This window comes from bacterium, assembly GCA_013360215.1.
Lineage (GTDB): Bacteria > CLD3 > CLD3 > SB21 > SB21 > JABWCP01.
The window spans coordinates 130,520-154,468 of the sequence record JABWCP010000005.1 but is presented as its reverse complement, the minus strand read 5'-3'; the positions used below and the strand labels follow the sequence as shown (position 1 = coordinate 154,468).

Annotated in this window: 20 protein-coding genes, 2 tRNA genes and 1 riboswitch; of the genes, 8 read left to right on the top strand and 14 right to left on the bottom strand. The window is 47.1% G+C overall.

What is annotated here, in order from left to right; all coding sequences use genetic code 11:
• Positions 1–65: 65 nt before the first annotated feature.
• A complete protein-coding gene (tnpA, locus tag HUU58_05215; protein ID NUN45063.1) occupies positions 66–536 on the top strand; it encodes an IS200/IS605 family transposase in 471 nt (156 codons plus the stop codon).
• A 144-nt stretch (positions 537–680) separates the two neighbouring features.
• Here tnpA and HUU58_05210 read toward each other — a convergent pair whose 3' ends face one another.
• From HUU58_05210 to serB, 9 genes are all read right to left on the bottom strand, one after another.
• Positions 681–2,318 (bottom strand): M1 family metallopeptidase, encoded by a 1,638-nt coding sequence (locus HUU58_05210; GenBank protein NUN45062.1) that lies wholly within the window; start codon positions 2,316–2,318, stop codon positions 681–683.
• Positions 2,319–2,436: 118 nt separating this feature from the next.
• Entirely contained in the window at positions 2,437–2,958 is a 522-nt protein-coding gene (locus HUU58_05205; GenBank protein NUN45061.1) for a DUF4340 domain-containing protein, read from the bottom strand.
• Positions 2,951–4,507 carry a Gldg family protein gene (locus HUU58_05200; protein NUN45060.1) on the bottom strand — a complete coding sequence of 519 codons (1,557 nt, stop codon included), beginning with the start codon at positions 4,505–4,507 and terminating at the stop codon, positions 2,951–2,953. The genes HUU58_05205 and HUU58_05200 overlap by 8 nt, the downstream gene beginning before the upstream one ends.
• A 31-nt stretch (positions 4,508–4,538) precedes the next feature.
• Positions 4,539–5,255 carry an ABC transporter permease subunit gene (locus HUU58_05195; GenBank protein ID NUN45059.1) on the bottom strand — a complete coding sequence of 239 codons (717 nt, stop codon included), beginning with the start codon at positions 5,253–5,255 and terminating at the stop codon, positions 4,539–4,541.
• Positions 5,248–6,195: an ATP-binding cassette domain-containing protein gene (locus HUU58_05190; GenBank protein ID NUN45058.1), complete on the bottom strand. Its 948-nt coding sequence runs from the start codon at positions 6,193–6,195 to the stop codon at positions 5,248–5,250. Before HUU58_05190 ends, HUU58_05195 begins: the two co-directional genes overlap by 8 nt.
• 335 nt (positions 6,196–6,530) lie before the next feature.
• Positions 6,531–7,085 carry a dihydrofolate reductase family protein gene (locus tag HUU58_05185; GenBank protein ID NUN45057.1) on the bottom strand — a complete coding sequence of 185 codons (555 nt, stop codon included), beginning with the start codon at positions 7,083–7,085 and terminating at the stop codon, positions 6,531–6,533.
• A complete protein-coding gene (locus HUU58_05180) occupies positions 7,082–8,302 on the bottom strand; it encodes a winged helix-turn-helix domain-containing protein (protein NUN45056.1) in 1,221 nt (406 codons plus the stop codon). Before HUU58_05180 ends, HUU58_05185 begins: the two co-directional genes overlap by 4 nt.
• A gap of 291 nt (positions 8,303–8,593) precedes the next feature.
• Positions 8,594–10,024, bottom strand: a complete 1,431-nt coding sequence (rho, locus tag HUU58_05175; protein ID NUN45055.1) for a transcription termination factor Rho — start codon at positions 10,022–10,024, stop codon at positions 8,594–8,596.
• 204 nt (positions 10,025–10,228) lie between these two features.
• The gene (serB, locus tag HUU58_05170) at positions 10,229–11,179 is read right to left on the bottom strand and encodes a phosphoserine phosphatase SerB (protein ID NUN45054.1); all 951 of its coding nucleotides are present in this window, start codon (positions 11,177–11,179) and stop codon (positions 10,229–10,231) included.
• 263 nt (positions 11,180–11,442) lie between these two features.
• Between serB and HUU58_05165 the strand changes: the two genes are divergently transcribed.
• The 6 genes from HUU58_05165 to HUU58_05140 all read left to right on the top strand — a co-directional run bounded on the left by HUU58_05165 (position 11,443) and on the right by HUU58_05140 (position 18,262).
• On the top strand, positions 11,443–12,417 hold the full coding sequence (locus HUU58_05165) for a hypothetical protein (protein NUN45053.1): 975 nt from the start codon (positions 11,443–11,445) through the stop codon (positions 12,415–12,417).
• A gap of 42 nt (positions 12,418–12,459) precedes the next feature.
• Positions 12,460–14,424, top strand: coding sequence for a hypothetical protein (locus tag HUU58_05160; protein ID NUN45052.1), 1,965 nt, complete (start codon positions 12,460–12,462; stop codon positions 14,422–14,424).
• Between the two features lie 88 nt (positions 14,425–14,512).
• The gene (locus HUU58_05155; GenBank protein NUN45051.1) at positions 14,513–15,910 is read left to right on the top strand and encodes a peptide MFS transporter; all 1,398 of its coding nucleotides are present in this window, start codon (positions 14,513–14,515) and stop codon (positions 15,908–15,910) included.
• Between the two features lie 74 nt (positions 15,911–15,984).
• A riboswitch (SAM riboswitch) is annotated at positions 15,985–16,103 on the top strand.
• A gap of 95 nt (positions 16,104–16,198) precedes the next feature.
• Positions 16,199–17,455 carry a methionine adenosyltransferase gene (locus HUU58_05150; protein ID NUN45050.1) on the top strand — a complete coding sequence of 419 codons (1,257 nt, stop codon included), beginning with the start codon at positions 16,199–16,201 and terminating at the stop codon, positions 17,453–17,455.
• 101 nt (positions 17,456–17,556) lie between these two features.
• Positions 17,557–18,129: an aminodeoxychorismate/anthranilate synthase component II gene (locus HUU58_05145; protein NUN45049.1), complete on the top strand. Its 573-nt coding sequence runs from the start codon at positions 17,557–17,559 to the stop codon at positions 18,127–18,129.
• Positions 18,130–18,189: 60 nt separating this feature from the next.
• Positions 18,190–18,262 (top strand) — tRNA-Lys (locus HUU58_05140).
• 62 nt (positions 18,263–18,324) lie between these two features.
• Here HUU58_05140 and HUU58_05135 read toward each other — a convergent pair.
• The 5 genes from HUU58_05135 to HUU58_05115 all read right to left on the bottom strand — a co-directional run bounded on the left by HUU58_05135 (position 18,325) and on the right by HUU58_05115 (position 23,093).
• Positions 18,325–19,533: a GGDEF domain-containing protein gene (locus HUU58_05135; GenBank protein ID NUN45048.1), complete on the bottom strand. Its 1,209-nt coding sequence runs from the start codon at positions 19,531–19,533 to the stop codon at positions 18,325–18,327.
• 6 nt (positions 19,534–19,539) lie between these two features.
• Positions 19,540–20,787 carry an ATP-dependent Clp protease ATP-binding subunit ClpX gene (gene clpX / locus HUU58_05130; GenBank protein ID NUN45047.1) on the bottom strand — a complete coding sequence of 416 codons (1,248 nt, stop codon included), beginning with the start codon at positions 20,785–20,787 and terminating at the stop codon, positions 19,540–19,542.
• 120 nt (positions 20,788–20,907) lie between these two features.
• A complete protein-coding gene (locus tag HUU58_05125; GenBank protein ID NUN45046.1) occupies positions 20,908–21,564 on the bottom strand; it encodes an ATP-dependent Clp protease proteolytic subunit in 657 nt (218 codons plus the stop codon).
• A 122-nt stretch (positions 21,565–21,686) separates the two neighbouring features.
• Complete coding sequence (gene tig / locus HUU58_05120) at positions 21,687–22,970, bottom strand: trigger factor (GenBank protein NUN45045.1); 1,284 nt, start codon at positions 22,968–22,970, stop codon at positions 21,687–21,689.
• 39 nt (positions 22,971–23,009) lie between these two features.
• Positions 23,010–23,093 (bottom strand) — tRNA-Leu (locus HUU58_05115).
• Positions 23,094–23,598: 505 nt separating this feature from the next.
• Here HUU58_05115 and rsfS point away from each other — a divergent pair.
• Positions 23,599–23,949 (top strand): ribosome silencing factor, encoded by a 351-nt coding sequence (gene rsfS, locus HUU58_05110; GenBank protein ID NUN45044.1) that lies wholly within the window; start codon positions 23,599–23,601, stop codon positions 23,947–23,949.

Sequence of the window (23,949 nt, the reverse complement as noted above, 5' to 3'; positions counted from 1 at the left end):
AAATGGTTAACTATGAACTGATAGAAAGCGTGGCATTCCTGTAGGGAATGAATTAGAGGAAAACTATGGCTAACACCTACACCCAACTTTACATCCACATCGTTTCGGTCGTCAGAGGTCGAATGAGTTTGATACCGGATAATCATAAGATTGAGCTGTATAAATACATGACCGGCATTATTCAAAACAAAGGCCATAAACTCCTTGCGATCAATGGCATGCCGGATCATGTTCATTTTCTGATAGGATACGATCCCCACGAAGCTTTATCGGCTCTAGTCAAAGAGGTCAAACGATGTTCGACCAATTTCATAAACGAAAAAGGTTGGATCAAGGGCCGGTTTTCTTGGCAGGAAGGGTATGGTGCGTTTTCCTATGCCAAGTCGCAATTAAATACCGTCTGTCGCTATATTGAGAATCAAGAACAGCATCACAAAAAACAAACATTCCGCGAAGAATACGTCGCGTTGCTTAAGCGGTATGAGATTAACTACGATGAGCGTTATGTCTTTTCTAATGTTATGGAAGAGTATTGAAACCCTACGGGTTTCATCTTTCCTTTGTTGAGGCATTACCAAATTTGAAAGCCTAACGGCTTTCTGAGCTTCATCTTTTGAACTAAAGCAATTCAAGAAACGACAAATTCTTTGTTCGTCCTTCTTAGATCTATAATCCGACGATCACTTTTCACTTTTAAGTAAATACCACCGTCTCGGATCCACTACCGGTGTCGTGGCGCTTTGAATGCTCGTTCCCTCGGCGTGAACTGTGATACGCTCTAGTCCGCGGCTTGTTTGTATTTCGAGAGGCAACGCATACTTCGGGTTTCGGCTTCGTATGACATACGTGCCGGCCGCTGTCGAATCCATCGTAATTTCCGGAAGATTGGTAGTGTAGATAAATTCGCGAATGAATAATGTCGTGTTGCCATCTTCTACGTCTGCCCAAAGCCGGACAAAGTCGTTGGTATTGACACGGTTTTGATAGGTGTAAGCGCTATCGTTGGCAAAGCGGTATAGTTTTTTAAAAAACACTGAATCCCCGAGCATAAAACGCAGCGAATGCATAAGATAGGCGCCTTTGGAGTAGATGTCGTCGTTATATGCTTCGGACGTGGTCGCATTGGGATGAACAACGAGGGGTTTTTTATTGCGAATCCGTTTGCTCAACCGCGACATGTGATTGTGATAACCTGCTTCTCCGGTTTTGGACAGTTGATACAAGGCTTCACCGTAGGAACAAATCCCCTCGTGAATCCAAAAGTCAGCCCAATCGTTGACAGTTACTTTATTACCCCACCATTCATGCCCCATTTCGTGCAACATGAGTTCATCCCATCGGTGTCCGGCAAATTCCCGGTATTCGAAATTATTGCCGTATGCATTGATCGTCTGATGTTCCATCCCGAGGTAATCGGTTTGTACTAAACCAAATTTTTCCGACAGAAACGGATATTCGCCGAAATACAACCGGTAAGTGCTCAGCATATCAACAGCCATGTCAATCAAAGTATCCGCTTTCGCACGATCCTGAGGCAACACATAAAACTGGACGGGCATCGTCTGTCCGGACGCCGCAGCATACGAACGCTCTACGATGTCGTATCGCCCGATGCTCAGATTGATGTCGTAATTATTGATGGGGTAGCGCGTCACCCAATGATACGTATGCATTCCGTGCGATGTGGTAGTGATTTTTTTCAAAATGCCGTTGGCGGCGACGACATAAGGTTGGGGAACAGTGATATGTAGCGCTACGCTATCAGGTTCGTCCGAAGGATGGTCCTTGCACGGAAACCATATTTTACCGCCTTCACCCTGACATGAAAGACCAACCCAATGGTGACCGGATTCATCCTTTGACCAATTAAAACCACCAAGCCACGGCGGATACAAAGCGGTGGGCGGTGTGCCGTGATATGAAATGCCGATATCGACTAAGGAGCCCGAATCAAGTTTTTGGTTCATGATGACCCAGAGCGTGTCTTCCTGTTGTGTGAAGCGCAATTGGCCCGGTCCTGTGACATGAAGTACGTCGTATAACCCGATCAGATTCAGTTGGATGGTATCCAATCCATCGGCGCGGGATTCGATTTTTATCGTCGTAGTTCCGCGAATAAATTTCTCCTCAGGATCAACGCCTAGTGTAATATCGTACGATTTGACATCGTATCGTGCTTGATGAGCCGACAGGACACCGCCGGACGGGTATTTGAAAAAACCACCGTGCCGGACATAGACATACCCGACGATCAATCCGATCGCGACGATGATTAAGAGAAAAAAAATACCGAGATATTTGAATATCCGTTTGATCATGGGAAAAACTCCGATGGGTCCGCTCCGTGTAACTTACGAAGTTTTTCTATTCTGCAAAAATAAAAAAGCGGAGAAATTGGTTTCTCCGCTTTGAGATATACGAAAATCTGATTTCCTCTTACCGCCACCATGAAGCCGCGGCGCTGAGGCTGCTGATTACGCGTCCGCGCAGCGGATACACCCGATCATCGCCGGCATAGCGCACGTATTCCTGACCGATATCTTTTTTGGATTGGCCGAGATATACTTTGGAAAGTTGTTTTCCGTTGGCACGCAGTTCGAGTTTGACGGCGGAACTTTCGGTGACACCGTATTCATTATACTTGATCGAATCTTCGCTCACGGCATCTTCGCGCGTGGCACCGAGCACTTCGCGGATAAATTGTTTGACCCGGTAATCATCCGCCGTACCCGTATCCGGCGCGGCAAAAAACCATGACGAATCGCCTTTAGTGATGGTGACTTGGACGTCATTTTTGCTGACGGTAAATTCTGTCACTTCCGTGGCGGCAAAATCGAATACCTTTTCGATTTTGGCTTCATATTTACGCTGGCGCATCTGCGAATACATCAGTAGTATGCCCAGCACCAGCAGAATGCCGATGTACGGCGCGTACGGTTTGAGTTTGGCATTAAGCATAACGATCCTCCAGCATTTTGCGTTGTTGGCGATTGCGGCGCCACATATACAAACCAAAAAGGATAACCAGCGCTCCGGGCGCGAGGATATTGATCCATTTCCAGGAGCGGCGTTCCGAATCGGTCATCTCCGCAAGCGGGCGCATCGAGACGTCGCGTGAACGGATAGCGATCAATTCTTTGTCGCCGCTCAGATAATCCACCGCATTGAGAATAAAATCCGTGTTTTCCTGCACACCGCCGGCGCGGCGATCGTTGAAAAACTGATTGTCAGTGACAATGATGATTTGGCCGTTATTATTGGCGGGGATAAATCCCGCGCGGCTTGCATACCGGGCACTGTCTTTGAAAAAGCTGTTAAACGTTCCTTCGACGAGTGCCGCTACGGTTTTCGTACCGAAAGGAAATGCTTTCATCATCGGATTTTGTGTCGGATTGATCTGATAAAAGGGCCCGTTCAGCATACCGGTTTTGTCCGACGTAAACATAAGCGGCGTAAACGTCGTTCCGGCGGCTTCGGCGGAGGAAACCTCATTGACAAAAAACAAACGTGCGACGGTCATCTTTTGCGTCAGGATATGCGAGGTGTTGAAGTTTCGGATCATCGGAAACGGCGGATAGTCCACGGCCGTGCGCATCATAAAAAAGCCCTGTTGCGACTGCATCTGGATCTGGCTGCAACTTTGATCGGTGATCATTTCTTTGCCGATACGGACGCCGTAGTGCTCAAGGAATGTAAATATGTTAGACCGAATGTCCGTAGCGTAAGGTTGCGGAAAAAAATCTTTGACATTGCTTTGGCCGATAAAAAGTTTGCCGCCGCGCATCAAAAACTGATCCAGACGATACAGATCGTCTAATTTGACGGAATCCGAAACGCCATTCATGATGATGGTCTGGATATCGGCGGGAATATCGCTGCCGAGGGAAACGCTGCGTACGGTGTACAGCTGATCCAAAAAGCGGTTCAGATTTTGGGTGCTGATTTCTTCATTTTCCGGAGAAATGATCCCGACGTTTTTCAGATTGGTCGCGGCGATTTTTTTCATCGTCGCCGTGATCATGTATTCCAGACCTTCGGTGGACTGGATCACGGGGATGGGTTCTTTTTTATCGCCGTAGAGCAGTACCATACCCATATAGACATTGCGCATTTCCATCTTATCGTTTTCGACGGCTTGCACGGGTACGGGACCGATCCCGAGTTGCTGCGCTTTTTCTTTGGCTTTATCGTCGGCATCCGGATTGACAAATTCGAAAACAAATTGGCCGTCCGAAAACGCCTGATATTCTTCCAGGAGATCCTGCACATAGCGGCGCGTATTGGCTAAGGGGCCGGGCAGATTATCCGAAAAATAGACTTTGACCTGCATCGGGTCTTTGAGTTTGCCGATGACTTCTTTGCTGGATTCGGAGAGGGTATACTGTTTGTTATCCGTCGCATCCCATCGCACGAAAAGATTGCGGGACACGATATTGGCCATCACGACGATCGCTGCGATGAGCAGGACGTAGTTGATGAACGTGCTTTTATTGGTGATTTTGAGCATAAGTTTTATCCGTTAATACATTCGTAAATAATCAACGCCACTTGCGCATTTCGAGGAGCCGGGTGCTGACCAAAAGGAAAAACGCGATACCCGACCCGAAGTAAAGCAGATTGCGGGAGTCCACCACGCCGCGGGAGATACCTTCGAGGTGATGATCCACGCTCATGTACTGTACAAGTCCTGCGAGAAATGCCGGGACGAACGTGACCATTTTGCCGAAAAAGAAAAAGAAAACCGTGATGATCAGCAGCGTGAGTATGAATGCTGAAATCTGGTTATCGGTCACGGTGCTGCAAAAAATACCGATCGCACAGTAGAGCGCGCCGACAAGCAGGAGTCCGAAGTATCCGCACAATACGGCGCCGACATCCACGTGTTTGCCGACGGCGATCAGTGTAAAAAAATGTACGAGGCTAAATCCGAGCGCGGTCGCTACGAGCGTAAATGCAGCCAAAAATTTTCCGATGATGATCTGGCTGTCGGTTACCGGCAGGGTGACAAGAAACTCCAGCGTACCCGACTGGCGTTCGCGGGCCACAAGGCTCATCGTGATCGCGGGCACAAAGAACATAAACACCCACGGCACGACTTCAAAGAGCGGGCGCAGATCGGATTGGTTATTTAGAAAAAACGTATTGCTAAAAAATATCGAGGTCATCACCGCAAATACGGCGAGCACGATATAGGCGACGGGGCTGTTAAAAAACACCGCCATCTCTTTGCGGTAGATCATGTGTGTATTAGGCATGGGGTTGGCCTCCTTCGACGGTGAGTGTCCGGAAAATATCTTCCAGGCTGACTTTGTGGCGGCTCATCTCCAGAATAGCCCACTGCTGTTGGACGGCATATTCGAAGATCTCTTTGCGTGGATCGGACTGATTGGGATATTCGAGACGGACCATCAGTGCATTGCTGTCCTGTGTCACTTGGGTGACGGTGATACCGCTCACGGCGCCTTGCAGTTTGCGTACGGCCTCTTCCTGCGCGTTGAGCAGTTCCATCGTGACGACGGTCTTGCCTTTGAAGCCGGCCATCAGTTCGGCGGTGGTGCCGTTGGCGACGATCTGACCCTTATTGATGATGACCATCCGGTCGGCCGTAGCTTGCACTTCCTGCAAGATGTGGCTGGACATGATCAGGGTTTTTTTCTTGCCGAGGTTTTTGATCAGTTCGCGGATTTCGACGATCTGATTGGGGTCGAGTCCGGTGGACGGTTCGTCTAAGATCAGAATCTTGGGATCGTGAAAGATCGCCTGTGCCAAACCGACACGCTGTTTGTAACCTTTGGAGAGTTCGGCGATGGTTTTGTGAACGACGCCGCGCAGGCCGCAGAGTTCGATCACTTCGCCGAGGCGTTTGGTAAAAGCGCTGCTTTCGATCTGACGGGCGGCCGCGACGAATTTCAGAAAATCGTACACGGTCATTTCGTAATACAAGGGATTGAGTTCCGGCAGGTACCCGATCTGCTTGCGTATCTCAAGGCTGTGATCGAGGATGTTGCGGTCGTTGATAAAGACATTACCTGAAGTGGGCGCGAGATACGACGTGATGATCTTGAGCGTCGTGGATTTGCCGGCGCCATTGGGCCCCAGAAATCCGAGGATCTCGCCGTCCTGCACTTCAAAGCTGATGCTATTGAGCGCACGCACGCTGCCGTAATCTTTGGTGAGATTCTCGACACGAATCATAGAAACTCCGTTTGGGTTAATGAATCATATACTACACTAAGAAACATAAGCTATACTAAGAGTATTTCTAAAACGCGGGAAAGATAGATAACCGCAGGGGATTTGTCAAGACGGGGGAATAAGAAGGGGCGGTTTAGAGGTTTTTTTAAGGAGTGAAGATTTAATCAAATCTTGATTGGCAGTATCTATTGTGAAGCGGAGGTATAATATTTGAACAAATCCTATTATCTTATTTAATGTACTTCAAGTAAGTATTCTTAAAGTGCTTTTGAGGAACGGAATTTTCATTTCAGAGCAACAGCATGTGAAGCTAAAATATTGTGATTTTATGATATTTACTCTTTCCCCACCCCATAATACAACACGATGGAACCGGAGCTGAATATTTTGGTGTTGGTGAGTTTGAGTATTCTTTTTTCACTGATCTGTTTAAACAGAGGTAAACCTTTCCCTAGGATGACCGGGTGTATGCAGAGTTGATATTCCTGAATCAAGCCCAGGTCAGTCAGGGCTGCGATCAGCCCCGGACTGCCGACGAAAATGTCTTTGCCGGTCTCCCGGCGGAGCGCTAAGACTTCCTCCGCAAGGTCGCGCTGCGCGAGGCGTACATTTTTCCAGGCGGTATTTTTAAGTGCCCTCGAAAAAACAACTTTGGGCACTTCCTCTATGGCTGTGGCAAATTCGTCATAAGCCGGATTGCCGGTCGGATTTTTTACCACGTTCGGCCAAAAACTTTCCATCAGTTGATAGGTGACCCGTCCGTATAAAAGCGTTCCCGCATGCCTGAGCATATCCGTATAATGCTGATGAAGCGCGTCGTCGGCAATCCCGGCAGTGTGATCGCAGAAACCGTCCAGCGTCATATTGATCGCAGCGATTACTTTTCTCATACGGCATGTGCCCCCGAGTTTTTATTTTTTAATAGCGTCGTTAAGGCTTTTTTGTAGCGGGACGGACTTACTTTGGTCAGTACGATCGCGGAGCAGCCGTTGAACGTAGCAAAACGCCGTACGGATTCGATGAAAGCCTCCGCCCATATTTCAAAAGACCGTTCTGTGTTTTCGATATGCAGGTGGATCAATTCCAGCCGCTGATCTTTTCGGTGCGCTTTGCAGTCCACGCGACCGATAAAAGTATCGCCCCATAAGACAGGCAAACAAAAATAGCCGTATTGTCTTTTTTTCTGCGGCGTGTAGCATTCGATCCGAAAATCAAAATAAAAAAAATGTTTGACGCGGTCGCGATGGATGATGGCATTATCAAAAGGCGATAATAACCGGATCGAGGGGCCGTTTTTTTTGAATGTTTTTTCGGCCCATTCCGAAAGTACAAATACTGACGGGCTGCCTTTGATATCTACGCGCTGCACAGCGTCCGCCGTGAGCATGGATTGTAAAATGTCCTGCACGTTTTTTCGCAAGCGTTCGTCCGTTTTAAGATGGGTGATTTGTTTGATCGTAGTAAATCCATATGCACGGAGATACGTCCGAACTAAATATTCGGCCCATTCCATCGATGTCGGTTCGGTCGCATGCATAGTTTCGGGTAATACGCGCTCGCGAAGATCGTACGTTTTTTGCATGCCGTCCCGTCCGCTGATCATCAGGTCGCCTTGCATAAATAGCCTTTCCAATGCCAGTTTGGTAGGTTTCCAGCTCCACCAACTTCCGGATCTTTTTTTTCGGTTTTCAAAATCCCTGGCTTTTTTGGGACCTTCGGTGCGAATCGTATCCATCACATACTGCATCACTTTGGGGTCGGCATTATAGTACGGAGACGGACCGCGCTTAAAACGCATCATCTGCGGTAACGCGAAACGAAAATCTCTGACGGGAAGATAGGACGCGGCATGAAACCAATATTCAAACACTTTGCGCTCGGCTATCAATTGGTCTAAGTATTCTGTTTTATAATCCGGAATCCGCGTCCATAGCGTGTGATGATGCGCGCGTTCGACGATGGACAGCGTGTCAATCTGGATGTACCCGAGGTGTTCCATAGCGCGGAGAACAGCCGCTTTACCTTTTCCAAACGGCGCTGGTTTCGTCAGCCCCTGGCTTTCCAATGTGATATGACGGAGGTGGCGCGATGTGTCGGCGTCCTTCATAACCGGCTTTCTTGATTTATTATAAGTTGTTGGCACGCAAAGTTGCCGAAAAAGCAGAGCAAAAAAACATGACGTTCAAAACGTATGAAAATAAAACCCCGACGAATGCTACGGATTTTTAATTTAAATTACAGGCATTTTTGATCGGCTATCGTGGGACGTACGGCGAGACGATTTTATGTCGTTTCATACAAACGTATAAAAACGCGCGTTAATAAAATGGATATAAAAAATAAAAAAGGGATGAATCCGAGCGACTCATCCCTTTTTAAAATTAAAGACGAAATGCGATTAACCGTTCATGGACTCCAGGAAATGCTTATTGGAGCGTGTGCCGCGCATTTTGTCGAGCAAATATTCCATCGCTTCGACCGGCGTCTTATCACTCATCAGTTTACGCAGAATCCATACGCGGCTTTGTTCAAACTGCGTAAGGAGAAGTTCTTCTTTACGGGTACCGGAGCGATTGATGTCCATCGCAGGATAGACACGGCGATCGGACAAACGGCGATCAAGGATGATTTCCATGTTACCCGTACCTTTGAATTCTTCAAAGATAACATCATCCATACGCGAGCCGGTTTCGATCAAAGCGGTCGCGATGATCGTCAAGCTGCCGCCTTCTTCGACTTTACGGGCCGCGCCGAAAAAGCGTTTGGGGCGATGGAGGGCGTTAGAATCCACACCACCGGAAAGAATTTTACCGGAATGCGGTACGACCGTATTATGTGCACGGGCAAGGCGCGTGATCGAATCCAAAAGAATCACAACATCGTGTCCGCATTCGACCATGCGTTTGGCTTTTTCGAGAACGATATCCGACACTTGTACGTGGCGCTCGGGTGGTTCGTCGAAGGTGGAACTTAATACTTCCGCTTTTACGGAGCGTTCCATATCGGTCACTTCTTCGGGGCGCTCGTCTATCAGCAGTACGATCATTTTGACTTCGGGATGATTTTCCGTAATGCTATTGGCGATATTCTTCAAAAGAATCGTTTTACCGGTACGAGGGGGGGCGACGATCAGACCGCGCTGGCCTTTACCGATGGGCGTCATCAGATTCATGATGCGCATCGAATAATTATTGGCGTTCTTTGTTTCCAGTTCAAGCCGTTCTTTGGGGTAGATCGGCGTGAGGTTATCAAACAGAATTTTATTTTTGGCTTCTTCGGGGTTTTCGAAGTTGACCGCTTCGACACGCAGGAGTGCGTAAAAACGTTCGCTTTCTTTTGGAGGGCGAATCTGCCCGCTGATCACATCGCCGGTACGTAAGCCGAATTTTTTGATTTGTGACGGAGAGATGTAGATATCATCCGGGCTTGGCAGGTAGTTATAGTTTTGCGAACGGAGGAAACCATAGCCGTCGGGTAATATTTCCAAAACGCCTTCGCTGAAAATAAAGCCGTCGCGTTTGGTTTGTTCTTCGAGGATCGTAAAAATCAGATCCTGCTTTTTCATCCCGGTAAAACTCAGCATGCCGAGATCTTTGGCGATATCGTTAAGTTCCGAGATTTTGAGGTCTTTGAGTTTGGCCAGATTCAGCGACGTTTTTTCCCGGGGTGCGGGAGCTTCTTCTTCGACATCGGCCGGTAAACCGGCTTTCGAATCGGCTTTTTTATCTCTGGGTGTACGCGCACCGTCGTGTTTGCGTGTGGTTTTTGGTTCAGCGGTTTCCGCTACGGGTTCTGCCGCTTCAGTTTTGATTTCTTTTTCTTCGCTCATGTTGGAGGTAAATTAAGTGAAAAACGGTTATAAAGAGAAAATTAACAAAAACAAGGATTCAGTTTTTAGAGGCAACGATATTCAACGAAAATTTGTCCGCTTTAGCGCCGAACAGAAAATTAAGTGTTGGAATTTAAGGATGTGAACCTTTGCAGATCGAAGTCTCTGTAGCGTACCCCAAAGTATATGAATCGCCTAATATTGTCAAGTTTTTTTAAGTTCGGCGGAAATTTCTTCCTCAATGGCTGAAAATTGGTAATCCGCAAGTCCCAAAGCAAACAATACGGCCGTAAGATCGTTGTAACGAATACGATTCATCACGGTTTGTTCGACGATGGGTTTCGCATGATAAGCTATCCCGTCACCGGCTGTGATCAGCATCGGTAAGTCGTTGGCGCCATCACCCAAAGCTATAGCCAGGCTCGTATCAAACCGAAGTGTCGCACAGTGTTGGATGAGAATACGCCGTTTTGTTTCTTTGTCAATAATCGGACCGCTGACTTCACCGGTCAAAACGCCGTCACGTATCTCTAAGGTATTGGCGTGATGATGATGAAATCCGAGTTCCTCCGAAAGGCGTGCCGTGAAATATGTAAATCCGCCGGACACCATCACGAGGTGTAAACCTTGCTCGCGCAGTGTCGCACTGAGCGTGCGTGCGCCGGGCGTGAGCCGAATCGCATTCGCATAAACTTCTTCCAATGCGGAGGCAAGCAATCCGCGAAGTAATGCGACACGTTTACGCAGCGCTTCATCAAACGGGATGGCGCCATGCATCGCCGATGCGGTCATCTCCGACACGGCTTTTTCTACGCCGGCCATGCGTGCCAATTCGTCAATGCATTCGTTTTGTATCAATGTCGAATCAACGTCGGTCACCAATATTTTTTTGGACCTGGTCGCTAAATCCAAAATGAAATAGTCTATGGCATGACTTTGAAGGAAGTCCGGTAAGGTCTTCGCGATATAGGCATGCATGCGGGCTTTATCGGTACATACTGAATAAATTTCGATGGCCCGAAATTCCGATAACCACCGGCGATCATGCACGGCTGTGATCTCAGCGAGCGAACTGAGTACGTGCACCCATACCGACTCCGGCAAGGGTTGCAAGCCGACAAATACGATGACCGTTTTATTATCCCGTGAAAACATGGCTGGTATATATATTCCCGAAGAACCTATCCATTTAATGTAAAACGGTTTTTGGAATAATCATATATGTATTTTTAAAAAAATCTTCGGTGTGAAAAAGTTTTTTGAAAAAACATGCGTCCATCGGTCAGTCGAATTAGACATCAGGGATGTTCCAAAATATCCGGCAGAGAATTTCAAAATTCCCGATTTTTCTTTTCATTACCACTGTCAGTTACTATATTTCGCCAGCACGTCCCAAGCGGTTTTCAAGGAGATGTTTTATGGAGCAGGATAACAAACCAACCCCCAAAGAGGATTTGGCCGGCGAGTATGCCGACTTGGTCGAAACGCCTCTTTTTTCACGATTCAAAGAATGGTGGCGCGCCAAAAAGGTGAGTCTCGATTTATTTGGTGTCGAGAAAATCATCGGAGTGGACAACAGGCAATATAAAGCCGCCGTCAAACAATATACCAATCTACAGGAAGAAATCGAGCTTCAGTACAAAGAAGTCGTCAAAAATCCTGGCGCGACCCCGGAAGAAATAGAAACGGCCAAAGCCGAACGTGAAGCGCAAATCCTCGACGCTAAAAAAGATTTTGTGTATCACATGCCGGAAGACTACCGGACATGGTTCAAAAAACGAAAAGTGTTTAACTCCTGGCGGCACGCGCCGGAAGCCTGGGGTTTTGAAGAGTCCCGTTATTGGGGCAGCCGTTCCGGTTTGACCGTGCGAGAAAAACAAATACTTATCGGCGGGCTGATCATCGGTAGTGTGGTGATCGGGCTAATCGTGTATCGTATTGCAACCTATACGCCACCGGCGCAGACGATCATAAAAGAACTTAAGGTTGAAAAAGATTCTACGCTGAATAATGTGGATTCGCTGATGCGCGTCAAAGAACAGCAACGTCAGAAGCGCACGATCACGGAACGCAACAACATCATCATCAACGAAATTAACAGCGGAATGTACACGACCCAATCGTGGAATCCTCAGGACGAAATTCGCCTGATCATGTCGTTGTATTATCAGTACACATTGTATCAAACCATAGCTCCGGCGGATATCACCAACGAAGGCCTCAAATCAGCTTCGGGTTTGATATATCAAAACAATCCGGATGTGTTCACCAAATTCGACGCTGCAGGCCTTCCCACGGTTTGGAAAAGCCCTAAAAAAATCAAACTCAATTGGGATGAAATTCGTACCGGCGTAGAACGTGATAAAAAAGTAAGGGCAATTCGCCGCAAATAAATTAGAATTAATTCATATTAAGATTTATACACAGGAAGAAGGATGAAACCGTTTTCTCTCGGAAAAAAACGCATTTTTTATTATACCGAAGACGCCCGATCGGTACGCGATCAGCTTGAGGGGCGTTCGTTTACATACACGGGTCAGCCGTTGGTTTTTGGTGTGAGTACCGATACGATCATCAATGGTGCGGCATGTACGTTGGGTTATACGGAGCCGATACTCGGCCCTCATTTTTTGGTCGGCAAAGGCGATGTCATCCATGAGGGAGACGTTCAAAAAGGAAATTTTTCCGTCGTAGTCGGCGGCGAAAGTTATGGCAGCGGTTCCTCACGCGAAGTGGCCGTGGTCGCGCACCGCGGTGCCGGTATCGAACTGGTGATTGCGAAAAGCCTCGAACGTATTTTCCGTGAAAACATGACGTTTGATCGTCTGTATTTTACCAATGATATGACGGTAATTGATAAACTGCTTGCCGGTGAAACGGTAGATCTTGATGTACTTATGGAAAAGCAGTTATCACCGCTGTATAAATCTGTATTTTTTGGCGGCGGACTTTTGGAGTTTGGAAAAAAAGTGATCGCCGGAAAAGCGGAATTGCCCTATAAGGCCGCCGGACGTTCCGTAAAACCGATGACGATCGCTGAAAAAATATTAGCACGCAAAGCCGTAGCCACGGATGCCCCCGGAGGACAGGGTTTGAGTTATTCGGAACCCGGTGAACAACTTTTCGTCAAAGCGGATTTTCTTGGCATTCATGAATACACCGGCGGTCATGTGCGCAGTTTGTACGAAAAAGCTTTTGGTCACAATCCGACGGACAAAGGCGTGACTATTCGCGGATTTAACGATCACTTTGTTTTGATCGGGCATGACGATGTGCCCGGCGATGTAAAATCCAAGCGTTTGGCTTCGGCGCAGGCGCTCGCGCAAGAATTGATCGGATTTTGCAAAGAACACAATCTTCCGATGCACGGTCCGGGTGGCAATCTTCCCGCCGGTGTCTGTCACCGTTTGGTTGTGGAAAGTTATGCCAAACCCGGCGATGTCATAGCGCTTACGGATTCGCACACACCGACGGCGGGCGTGATGAATTGTTTTGCATACGGACTCGGTTCGACAGCCATCGCGTTGGGATTGGGCACCGGCATGATCCCGGTAACCGTACCTAAGACTGTACGCATCTGGATCGAAGGTGAAGATAAACTCAACCTGGTAACGCCTAAAGATATTATCCTTCACATCATCGGTGATCCGTATTTCCGCGAGATGCAGTGGAAAAAAGAACCGGGTGATACCGTGATCATGCAATTCGGCGGGCCCGCACTGGAACGTTTTACCGTGGATGAATTATCCGTTTTGACGAATATGACGGTCGAAGGAAGTGCAACCACCGGTGTTGTCGAGCCTTGTACACCGGTTATTCGTTTCCTGATCGAAAAACGTGGCATGACGGAATCGGATGTGCGATCTATGCTTGTTTATCCTGATGATAAGGCGACGTACGAATCGGTGTATAAAGTCAATCTCGCGGATGTACCGGTTACGGTGGCCACACCCGGCGATAGTCGTAATCGCAAACCGATTACTGCCGTTGCCAAAACGCGTGTTGACAATGTGGTTATTGTTTCTTGTACCGGCGCATCTTTGGAAGATCTCAAACAAGTAGCTATGGCCATTCGTGGTCACAAAAAGCTTGATCGTATTCATATGGTCGTAACGCCCAGCAGTCAAAAAGTCTATGATGATGCCAAACAGCTTGGTATGATCAAGATGTTTCAGGACTTTGGCGCCGTAGTAACGGAACCCGGATGCGGATCCTGTATCGGCAATGGGCCGGGAATTTCTACTAAAGATACGATCACCGCATCTACGAGCAACCGTAATTTCAGCGGTCGTATGGGCGGAAATGGGGATGTATTTCTCGTTTCACCGTTCGTTGCAGGCGTGGCGGCGGTGACCGGCGAATTGACGGATCCGCGCGGATGGCAAGTAGTGAATGCGTAAGTAAAGCATCGAAATTTTTTATGGTTCGCTGATCATACTCAATTCACGTTTCAGATTTTATTTCTAATTATTCCTCAAAGGAACAGATATGTTCAAAGGACATCCGCGCGGCCTCAAAGTCTTGTTCTTCTCGGAAATGTGGGAACGTTTTGGTATCTACACGATGCTTGCGATTTTCACATTGTATATGGGAAATTACTTCGACTGGCCAGACACCAAAACGGGGCAGATTTACGGAATATTCCTTGCGCTGACTTATTTTTCGCCGGTACTCGGCGGATACCTTGCCGATAAGTTTTGGGGTTTTCCTAAAACCATTATGGTGGGCGCTATTGCGACCGGTATTGGTTACGCTATATTGGCCATCCCTAAGCCGTCCGAGTCGCTTTTTTATCTCGGTTTATTTGTCGTGGCGATGAGCAACGGTCTTTTCAAAGCGAATATCTCCGTTCTCGTCGGCAATTTGTATGAAAAAAACAGTCCTCTCAAAGATGCCGGTTATAACATTTTTTATATGGGTATCAATGTCGGTGCTTTTTTAGCTCCGATTGCGGCTACTTTTCTTAGAAATTCGATCGGCCCGGAATATGGTTACAATGCGGGATTTGGTGCCGCCGCCGCCGGCATGCTTTTTTCTTTTATCACATTTCGTCTTGGCCAGGCTTCCTATAATGCTTCTGCTGCCGCTGTAGCCGCAAACGGCAGTACGACGATGGCGACCGAGGAGCGTGTTTCACCCAAAAAAGAAAAAGATCGTGTGATCGCTTTGATCATCGTATATCTGATCGTCGTTTTTTTCTGGATGTCTTTTCACCAAAACGGATTTGCACTGACTTTATTTGCCGAACGCTCCACACGGCCGATGGATTTGCCTGAAGGCTTGCGCAGCGTGCTTTATGTGATTTTGGGTATATCCGATCCGGCGAACGCATCGGAAGCCGAATTCTATCAGGTATTCAATCCGATGTTCATACTCATGATGACGCCGCTGGTTGTCATGTTTTGGGGATGGCTCAATAAACGTGGGCTGGAGCCGGCAACGCCGGCCAAAATCGGAATCGGCATGATGCTCTGCGGGTTGGGTTTTGCCATCATGATTTTTGCTTCGATGGGTGGCGGTGATGCGGATAATAAATCCATGTCTCCGCTGTGGCTTATTTCATCGTATTATGTACAAACGTTAGCTGAATTATGCCTCAGCCCGATGGGGCTTTCGTATGCCAGCAAGATGGCCCCGTACCGCTGGCGCGGGTTACTTATGGGCGGTTGGTTTGCCGCGACGGCGATAGGTAATTATTTTGCCGGATTTCTCGGTTCGTTTTACAGTACCTGGTCCCACACACAGTTTTATACCGTCTTGACCGTATGTTGTTTCTTCTCAGCCGTGATGATTATTTTCTTTTTGAAAAAACTTAAACATGCGGCAGAGCCTGACGAACCGGTCGAAAATATTACGGGTGAAGTTTGGGGCACCAAGCCGTCCTAAATTCTGCTTGACAGCGCGGTCGTGCTTCGATATATTGACCCGCTTTTAAAAAATTCGTTCTTTCACATATATCCTTCTTATGAAGAGTGGCCGAGTGATCAGGCACGATGAAGCCACAGCAACCGTACGTCCCGCGCGTAGTCAAGGTGCTAATACCTGCCGAACGCAATGTAAGCGGTCGGGGCAATGAGATGGAAGCAACACAGATTTCTTTCAAAACCTCTCCCGACTTCGGATGAGGTTTTTTTATTGTTCATTTTAATAACCTATTTAATACAGGAGTAGTTCATGTCACATTATCTGTTTACATCGGAATCGGTATCCGAAGGACATCCCGACAAAATAGCGGATCAGATTTCCGATGCGCTCGTAGATCACTTCATCGCATTCGATCCGTATTCCAAAGTTGCTTGCGAAACCTTGGTTACGACCGGTCAGGTCGTATTGGCCGGCGAAGTCAAATCCAGTACGTATCTTGACGTGCAGGAAATTACGCGCGGCGTTATTCGTAAGATCGGTTACACCAAGAGTGAATATATGTTTGAAGCGCACTCCTGTGGTATTCTTTCCGCGATTCACGAACAGTCGCAGGATATCAATCGCGGCGTTGACAAAAAGAAAAAAGAAGAACAAGGCGCCGGCGATCAAGGTATGATGTTCGGTTATGCGGTCAATGAAACAGCGGACTACATGCCGCTTACGCTGGATCTCGCCCATAAGTTATTACAAGAGCTGGCTGTGCTTCGCCGGGAGAACAAGGAAATCAAATATCTTCGTCCGGATGCCAAATCTCAGGTGACGCTGGAATACGATGAAAATCGTAAGCCCGTGCGCATTGATACGATTGTTATTTCCACGCAGCACGATGATTTCGGATCGGACAGCGCGATGCAGGATAAAATCCGCAAAGATATGATCAATATTCTGATCCCCCGTGTTATGAAGCGTTATCCCAAGTACAAACATCTTTTTAATAACCAGATCAAATATTTCATCAATCCGACGGGCAAATTTGTGATCGGCGGTCCGCACGGAGATACGGGATTGACAGGTCGTAAAATCATCGTGGACACCTATGGCGGACGTGGGGCACACGGTGGCGGTGCATTCAGCGGCAAAGATCCTTCCAAAGTGGATCGCTCGGCGGCGTATGCGACGCGGCATATCGCTAAAAACCTTGTTGCCGCCGGTGTGGCTGACGAAGTACTGGTGCAAGTTTCATATGCTATCGGTGTAGCCAAACCGATGGGTATTTTTGTCAATACCTTCGGCACAGGCAAAGTCGGTATGAGCGATGCCGATATTGCTAAAAAAGTCGAATCCATTTTTGATATGCGCCCTTATTTTATCGAAAAACGCCTCAAACTGCGCACACCGATGTATTCGGAGTCGGCCGCGTACGGACACATGGGTCGTAAGAACGAATGGGTTACGAAAACATTTACATCCGGTGACGGCATCCAAAAAACGGTGAAGGTCGAACTTTTTACGTGGGAAAAACTGGACTACGTAGGAAAAGTGAAAGCCGCGTTTAAAATTAAATAATACGTTTCGTTATTATTACATATAAGGGCTGCTTTAAGGGTTTGGTCGAAGCGAAAAAACTTCCCGGAATCCGCTAAAGCAGCCCTTATGAATTTTGGCCTATGATTATCATTATTGATAACTACGATTCCTTTACTTACAACCTCTATCAATACGTACGCGAATTAGCGGCGCCGATGTCGGATGTGCGAGTATATCGCCATGATGAAATCACGATTCCACAACTTGAAGCGTTACGACCGGATCGCATCATCATATCGCCGGGGCCCGGTTCTCCGCACGATGCCGGTATTTCCAATGATGTGATTCGATATGCCGCAGATACCATACCTCTGCTCGGTGTATGCCTTGGTCACCAGTGTCTGGCGCAAGTCTACGGTGCCCGCATCCTGCGCGCAAACGAACCTAAGCATGGTAAAGTATCGGCTATAAAACATGACGGTAGAGGTGTGTTTGCGGGTATTCCTAACCCACTTCGGGTTACTCGGTATCATTCCCTGATCGTTGATCCGATGAGTCTGAATCAAAAGATAGAAATATCTGCACAGACGGATGCCGGTGAAATCATGGGTTTGCGTATACAGGGTACCAGAGCGGAAAGCGTGCAGTTTCATCCCGAATCCGTGATGACCGAACACGGAAAAAAAATGATAAATAATTTTTTAAAAATGTGATTTTTTGCTTGCCAACTAAGGGTAATTTCTATATAATTGCACGCTTCAAATGAAGCAGGCGAGCTAGTAGCTCAGTCGGTAGAGCAGCGCCCTTTTAAGGCGAAGGTCGTAGGTTCGAGCCCTACCTGGCTCACAAATAAAAATTCCGATCACACAGTGACCGGGATTTTTTATTTTCAATATCTGGTATTTGTTTTATTCTTCGTAACCCACTTGATTACGTCCTTGCGATTTGGCGACGTACAGTTGTTGATCCGTGCGCTCCAGTACCTCTTCGAGCGTTGCGCCGTCTTTGGGAAAAGATGCTACGCCGAGTGAAATCGTAACACGGTCGGTATGAAAGGTCGAATGCGGATTCTGAGACACAAAAAGATGATTGATCTGAACCGATTGTTCATCGATGATTTTGCGCAGTTTTTCGGCAACGATCGCTGCGCCCTTGACATCGGTTTCCGGTAAAATCACAATAAATTCTTCACCGCCATAGCGGGCTAATACATCGTGGTCGCGCAAGCCTTTGCTCAAGTTTTTTGCAACCCATACCAGTACTTCGTCACCGACTTTGTGGCCGTAGGTATCGTTAAATTTTTTAAAGTGATCAATATCCATCAAGATAAATGACAGGATATGCTTGTACCGCTTGGCACGGTTAAATTCACGCTGTGAGCGGTCGTTGAAATAGCGCCGATTGTAAATCCCTGTAAGACCGTCTTTGATGGAGATTTCAAAAGTTTCCTGATACAGTAAAGCGCGCTCAACCGCCACACCGATTTCGTTGGTGATGAGATTCAAAAATTCTTTTTCTCCATCGGATAGACTATGCTCGGCAAAATAACAAACCACTTTACTGGATTTTTTGTGAAACGTCAACGGCAGTGCAACGATGCTGCCTTCGGTTTTCATCGGAAAATATTTTAATAAATCCTTCCGTTCGTTAACGGAAATCACGTAAGACTCTTTTTCCGTTGAAAACACTTTTTCCGCTACTTCTTTTTCCGCATCAAGCACATGCGCCAAAGAACGATCTTTAGTGTGGGTGTGAAAGAGTACATTTACCGAACCCGAATCGGTTCTCTCGATCAAGGCATAATGCCGGACAAACGAAATATCCGACAGCATGTTTTGGATGATATTATAAAGTTTGGTCGTATCGTACGTCGAATTGAGCATGGCTGCTATTTTATAAAGCAGGCTCGTTTGGTGCAGACGTTTGTGGAGAAGCTGATTTTCATCCTGGACGCGTATATACGATGCTTCCAGTTCTGAAACTTTGGATTTCAGTTCCTCGATCAAAAGCGTTTCCGAAGCATCCATTTGTGTCGGTGATGGTTCGGTGTTTTTGGGGCGATTTTTCATAGATTTTTGTGTTGATATGGAAGCCGAAGGAGATAACTTTCTACGCATACAACATTACGCCGTTTTTTTGACGGTCGAATCTTCCGGTTCCGCAAACGTCATGCGCGGTTTACCGCCCGATACGACACAATCTTTGTGAATAGTAACTGTTTTTAAGTGTGAAATACTGGGTATCTGATACATGATGTCGGTCATGAATTTTTCCATGATGGCACGAAGCCCGCGTGCGCCGGTCTTTCGTTTGACCGCAAGTTTGACGACTTCTTTCAATGCTTTTTCATCAAATTCCAGCTCGACGTGTTCCAGTGCAAAAAGTTTTTTATACTGTTTGACCAACGCATTCTTGGGTTGAACAAGGATAGAATAGAGCGCCGATTCGGACAGTTCTTCGAGCGGACTGATTACAGGTAAACGCCCTATCAGTTCGGGAATGATGCCGAATCCCAGTAGATCATCCGGTTCTACCAATTTGAGTACTTCGCTTACGGATTGTTCGGCTTTTTTGTCCGCTGAAGCCGTAAAGCCGATATTCTTTTTGCCGACGCGCGTTTGAATAATTTTTTCGATCCCTTCGAAAGCGCCGCCGCAGATGAAAAGAATATTTTTGGTATTGATACTGATGAGGTTTTGTTCAGGGTGCTTGCGGCCGCCTTTGGGAGGAACATTGGCCACGGTGCCTTCCAGGATTTTCAGAAGAGCTTGCTGAACGCCTTCACCGGAGACGTCACGTGTGATCGAAGGGTTGCCGCCTTTGCGTGCAATTTTATCGATTTCGTCAATATAGATGATGCCGCGTTCCGCCGCCTGGACGTCATAGTTGGCGGCCTGCAGGAGGCGTACGAGTACATTTTCAACGTCTTCGCCGACATAGCCGGCTTCGGTCAACGTTGTGGCGTCGGCTATGGTAAACGGTACGTTCAGAAATTTGGCCAACGTTTGTGCAAGCAAGGTCTTACCGGTGCCCGTCGGTCCGATCAGGAGGATGTTGTTTTTTTCGAGTTCAACATCGTTTTCCGAGTCTTGGAGCGCATTAATTCGTTTGTAGTGATTATAGACGGCAACGGATAACGATTTTTTTGCAAAATCCTGGCCGACAATGTATTCATCTAACTTCAGTTTCAGTTTTTCGGGCGTGATGTCGGTCAGCGGCAATGAAACGTCGCGTGTCGTATGCGAGCGAATCATATCGAACGCATTGCGTACGCATTCATTGCAGATGTGGACGCCGTTAGGTCCAGAAATAATGCTGTCTACTTCTTCGGCTGATTTACCGCAAAAGGAGCAAAATACAGTACGTGCCATGGACTAACTTTCAGGTTATGGCTTTAGAATAAGAAATAGGGTTCGCGTTTGCAACAATATAAACCGATAAGATACCGGCGGAGAGGATGCCGGACCGGATAATGTTCTATGTACACGCAATTACTTTTTGCGTACAAGCACTTCGTCTATGATGCCGTATGCCTTTGCTTCGTCGGAAGACATAAAGAAATTGCGATCAATGTCTTTTTCAAGGCGTTCCGCGTTTTGGCCGGTGCGCTGCATGATGATTTTGTTCAATTGATCCTTCATCTTCACGATTTCCTGCATGTAGATTTCGATATCGGAAGATTGTCCCTGCGTTTCTCCGAGCGGTTGATGCAACATGATCCGCGAATGCGGTAAGGCATAACGTTTCCCTTTGGTGCCGGCCATCAGGAGGATAGCGCCCATACTGGCCGCCATGCCGGTACAGGTGGTTTGAATTTCCGGTTTGATAAATTCCATCGTATCATAAATCGCAAGTCCGTCCGTCACGCTGCCGCCGGGGCTATTGATGTACATGATAATGTCTTTTTCCGGATCGGTTGCCGCGAGAAAGAGTAACTGCGCAATGACGACATTGGAAATCTCATAATTAATCGGCGTACCGAGAAATATAATACGCTCCATCAGCAGGCGCGAATAAATGTCATAGACGCGCTCCATCTGACCTTTTTGTTCGATCACATAAGGCACGACGGAACCGGAGATGGATCGCAGGCTGTCATCGCTGAGGCGACTAAATTCACTTTTAACAAATGATTCGTATGGATTCATAGAAGTCCTGGTTTCGGTCATCAAATTCAAGGTTTAAAGTGCAAAAACTCTGAACAAAAAGCAAAGTCAGAGTTTTTACAATTTAAAATACAGATATTAACTACGTCGTGTGCAATATCAGCTTATTTTTTCTCTTCCGAGAGCATGTCGGGCACTTCTTCGACCTTGGCTGAGTCGGCAATCAGTTTGGCCGCTTTTTCTTCAAGCAAATAATCTTCGAAGTTGCGTTGTTCCGTTTCCGTATGGAAGTGAACATTGATCTGCTCCAAAGGCACTTTATTTTGTTTGGCTGTTTTTTCGCGATAGGCCTGAACATCGGCATCTTCAACCTTCAGGTTTTCTTGTTCGATGATTTTACGTTTAGCCAATGTCCATTTTACTTCGCGGATGGCGCTGGGGCGATAACGTTCGGCGATGAGCTCGTCTTTGACGGGCTGGCCTTTGAGACGTTCTTTGATCATGCGCCCGATGCGTTGAAGCGAGTTATCTACCAGCGGTTCCGGAGCAGGGATTTCGTTTTGTTTGATGATTTCGTCAATCAAAGCTTCGCGAAATTTTTGTTCGGACTCCTGCTCCCAGCGTTCGCTGAGATTTTTGTGCATGTCGGCTTTGAGCAATTCGAACGTTTCAAATCCGAGATCTTTGGCGAATTCGTCATCCAGAGCCGGCAGTTGCATTTCTTCGATTTTGCGAACGGTCACCTGATATTTTTCTTTTTCGATCGTTGCGATGTCTTCGCCTTCCTGCGGAGGGCGTTTGGCTACATCAAGAGTGCGCATGTCGCCTGTTTTGGCGCCGATAAGGCCGTCAATAAAATCCTGTCCCACGAATTGACGGGTGAGCGGAATGCGACGGTCTTCGTATTTTTTGCCGATGAGCGGCGTGCCGCTTTCATCCAGCACCTGAATATCCACCGTTGCGAAATTACCCGCAGCAATCACATCGGTTTCTTTGGTCGTGGAATAGCTTTCGCGCAAACGATCAAAAGCGCCAGTCACTTCTTCGTCTGTTATTTTGTGTACTTCGCGTTTTAAGTTGAGGCCTTTGTAGTTTTTGACGTCGTACTTGGGCATGATCTCGACGGTCACATCAAATTTCAGCGGCTGCCCTTTTTTGTAGTCCATGTTTTCGATTTTGCCGATCGCGATGGCTTCGGTCTTAGTTGCTTCCAGCGCTTCGCGGTAAAAATCTTCCACGACCACTTCCAACGCTTCCGCTTCGATCATATTGCCAAATTTTTTCTGAATCACATCTTTGGGGGCTTTGCCTTTACGAAAACCTTCGATCTGGGCTTCTTCGCGGTACATCGCCAAGGCTTCTTCAAAGTATGGCAACATCGCATCGTAGGGCACTTCTACCGCTAATTTTCGGGTAGCATTATCTTCGTGAATCACACTCGCTTGCAAAGGAATTCTCCTGTGTTATAAATATTTTTTTCAAAAAAATGGTGCGGGATGAGGGACTTGAACCCACACGGTAAAACCACCAGATCCTAAGTCTGGCGCGTCTGCCAATTCCGCCAATCCCGCATATATAGGCCAAATGCGGCGCAATATAGCCAACGAGCCCTGCAATAGCAAGTTTTTATTTGATTTTAAAGCATCGGCATCCCTATATTGACCGCATTGTAAAAATCGGAGAATCAAAAACTTGGCTACATCCAAAAAGACTAAAAAAGCGGCACCTAAAGCCGGAAAATCAACCAAACCGGCTAAGAAAAAAGCAGCGCCCAAGACGGGTAAAACTTTAAAAAAATCCGGCTCGACGGTCAATAAAACCAAAAAATCCGTCAAAACCGTTAAAAAAGCAACAAAAACAACCGTATCCAAAAAACCCAAAACGGTTAAAAAAGTAGTAACCAAAAAAACCAAACCCGTCAAAAAAGATGCACTCATCGCGCAGGACGAAATGATGGATGAGGATGTGGACCGGTTGACGACGGAAGAAATTGATGCGGAATTGGCGGCTTATGAAAGTGAAAAAGGCAAACCGCGTGACCCTAAAACCGGAAAAGCCTTACCGGAGTCCGAGGCCATGCAGATGTGTCGCCGTGTAACGGAATACATGTTTGAGAAAAAGGCTGAAGACGTTGTTATCGCCGATTTAGAAGGATTGTCCAGCGCTGCCGATTTTTTTGTGATATGTACGGCCACATCCGACATGCATGCCAAAGCCATTGCAGATAACGTGGAAGATCGCCTCGCTCAGGAAGGCGCTAAACTCCATCACAAAGAAGGTCACCAATCGCTGAAATGGGTTCTTTTGGATTATGTGGACGTTATCGTCCATGTTTTCCAAAAAGATGCGCGTTCGTTTTATGATCTCGAACGTCTCTGGGGCGACGCCAAATTTACCAAAGTGCGGGACACCGCCGGGCGCGCATAA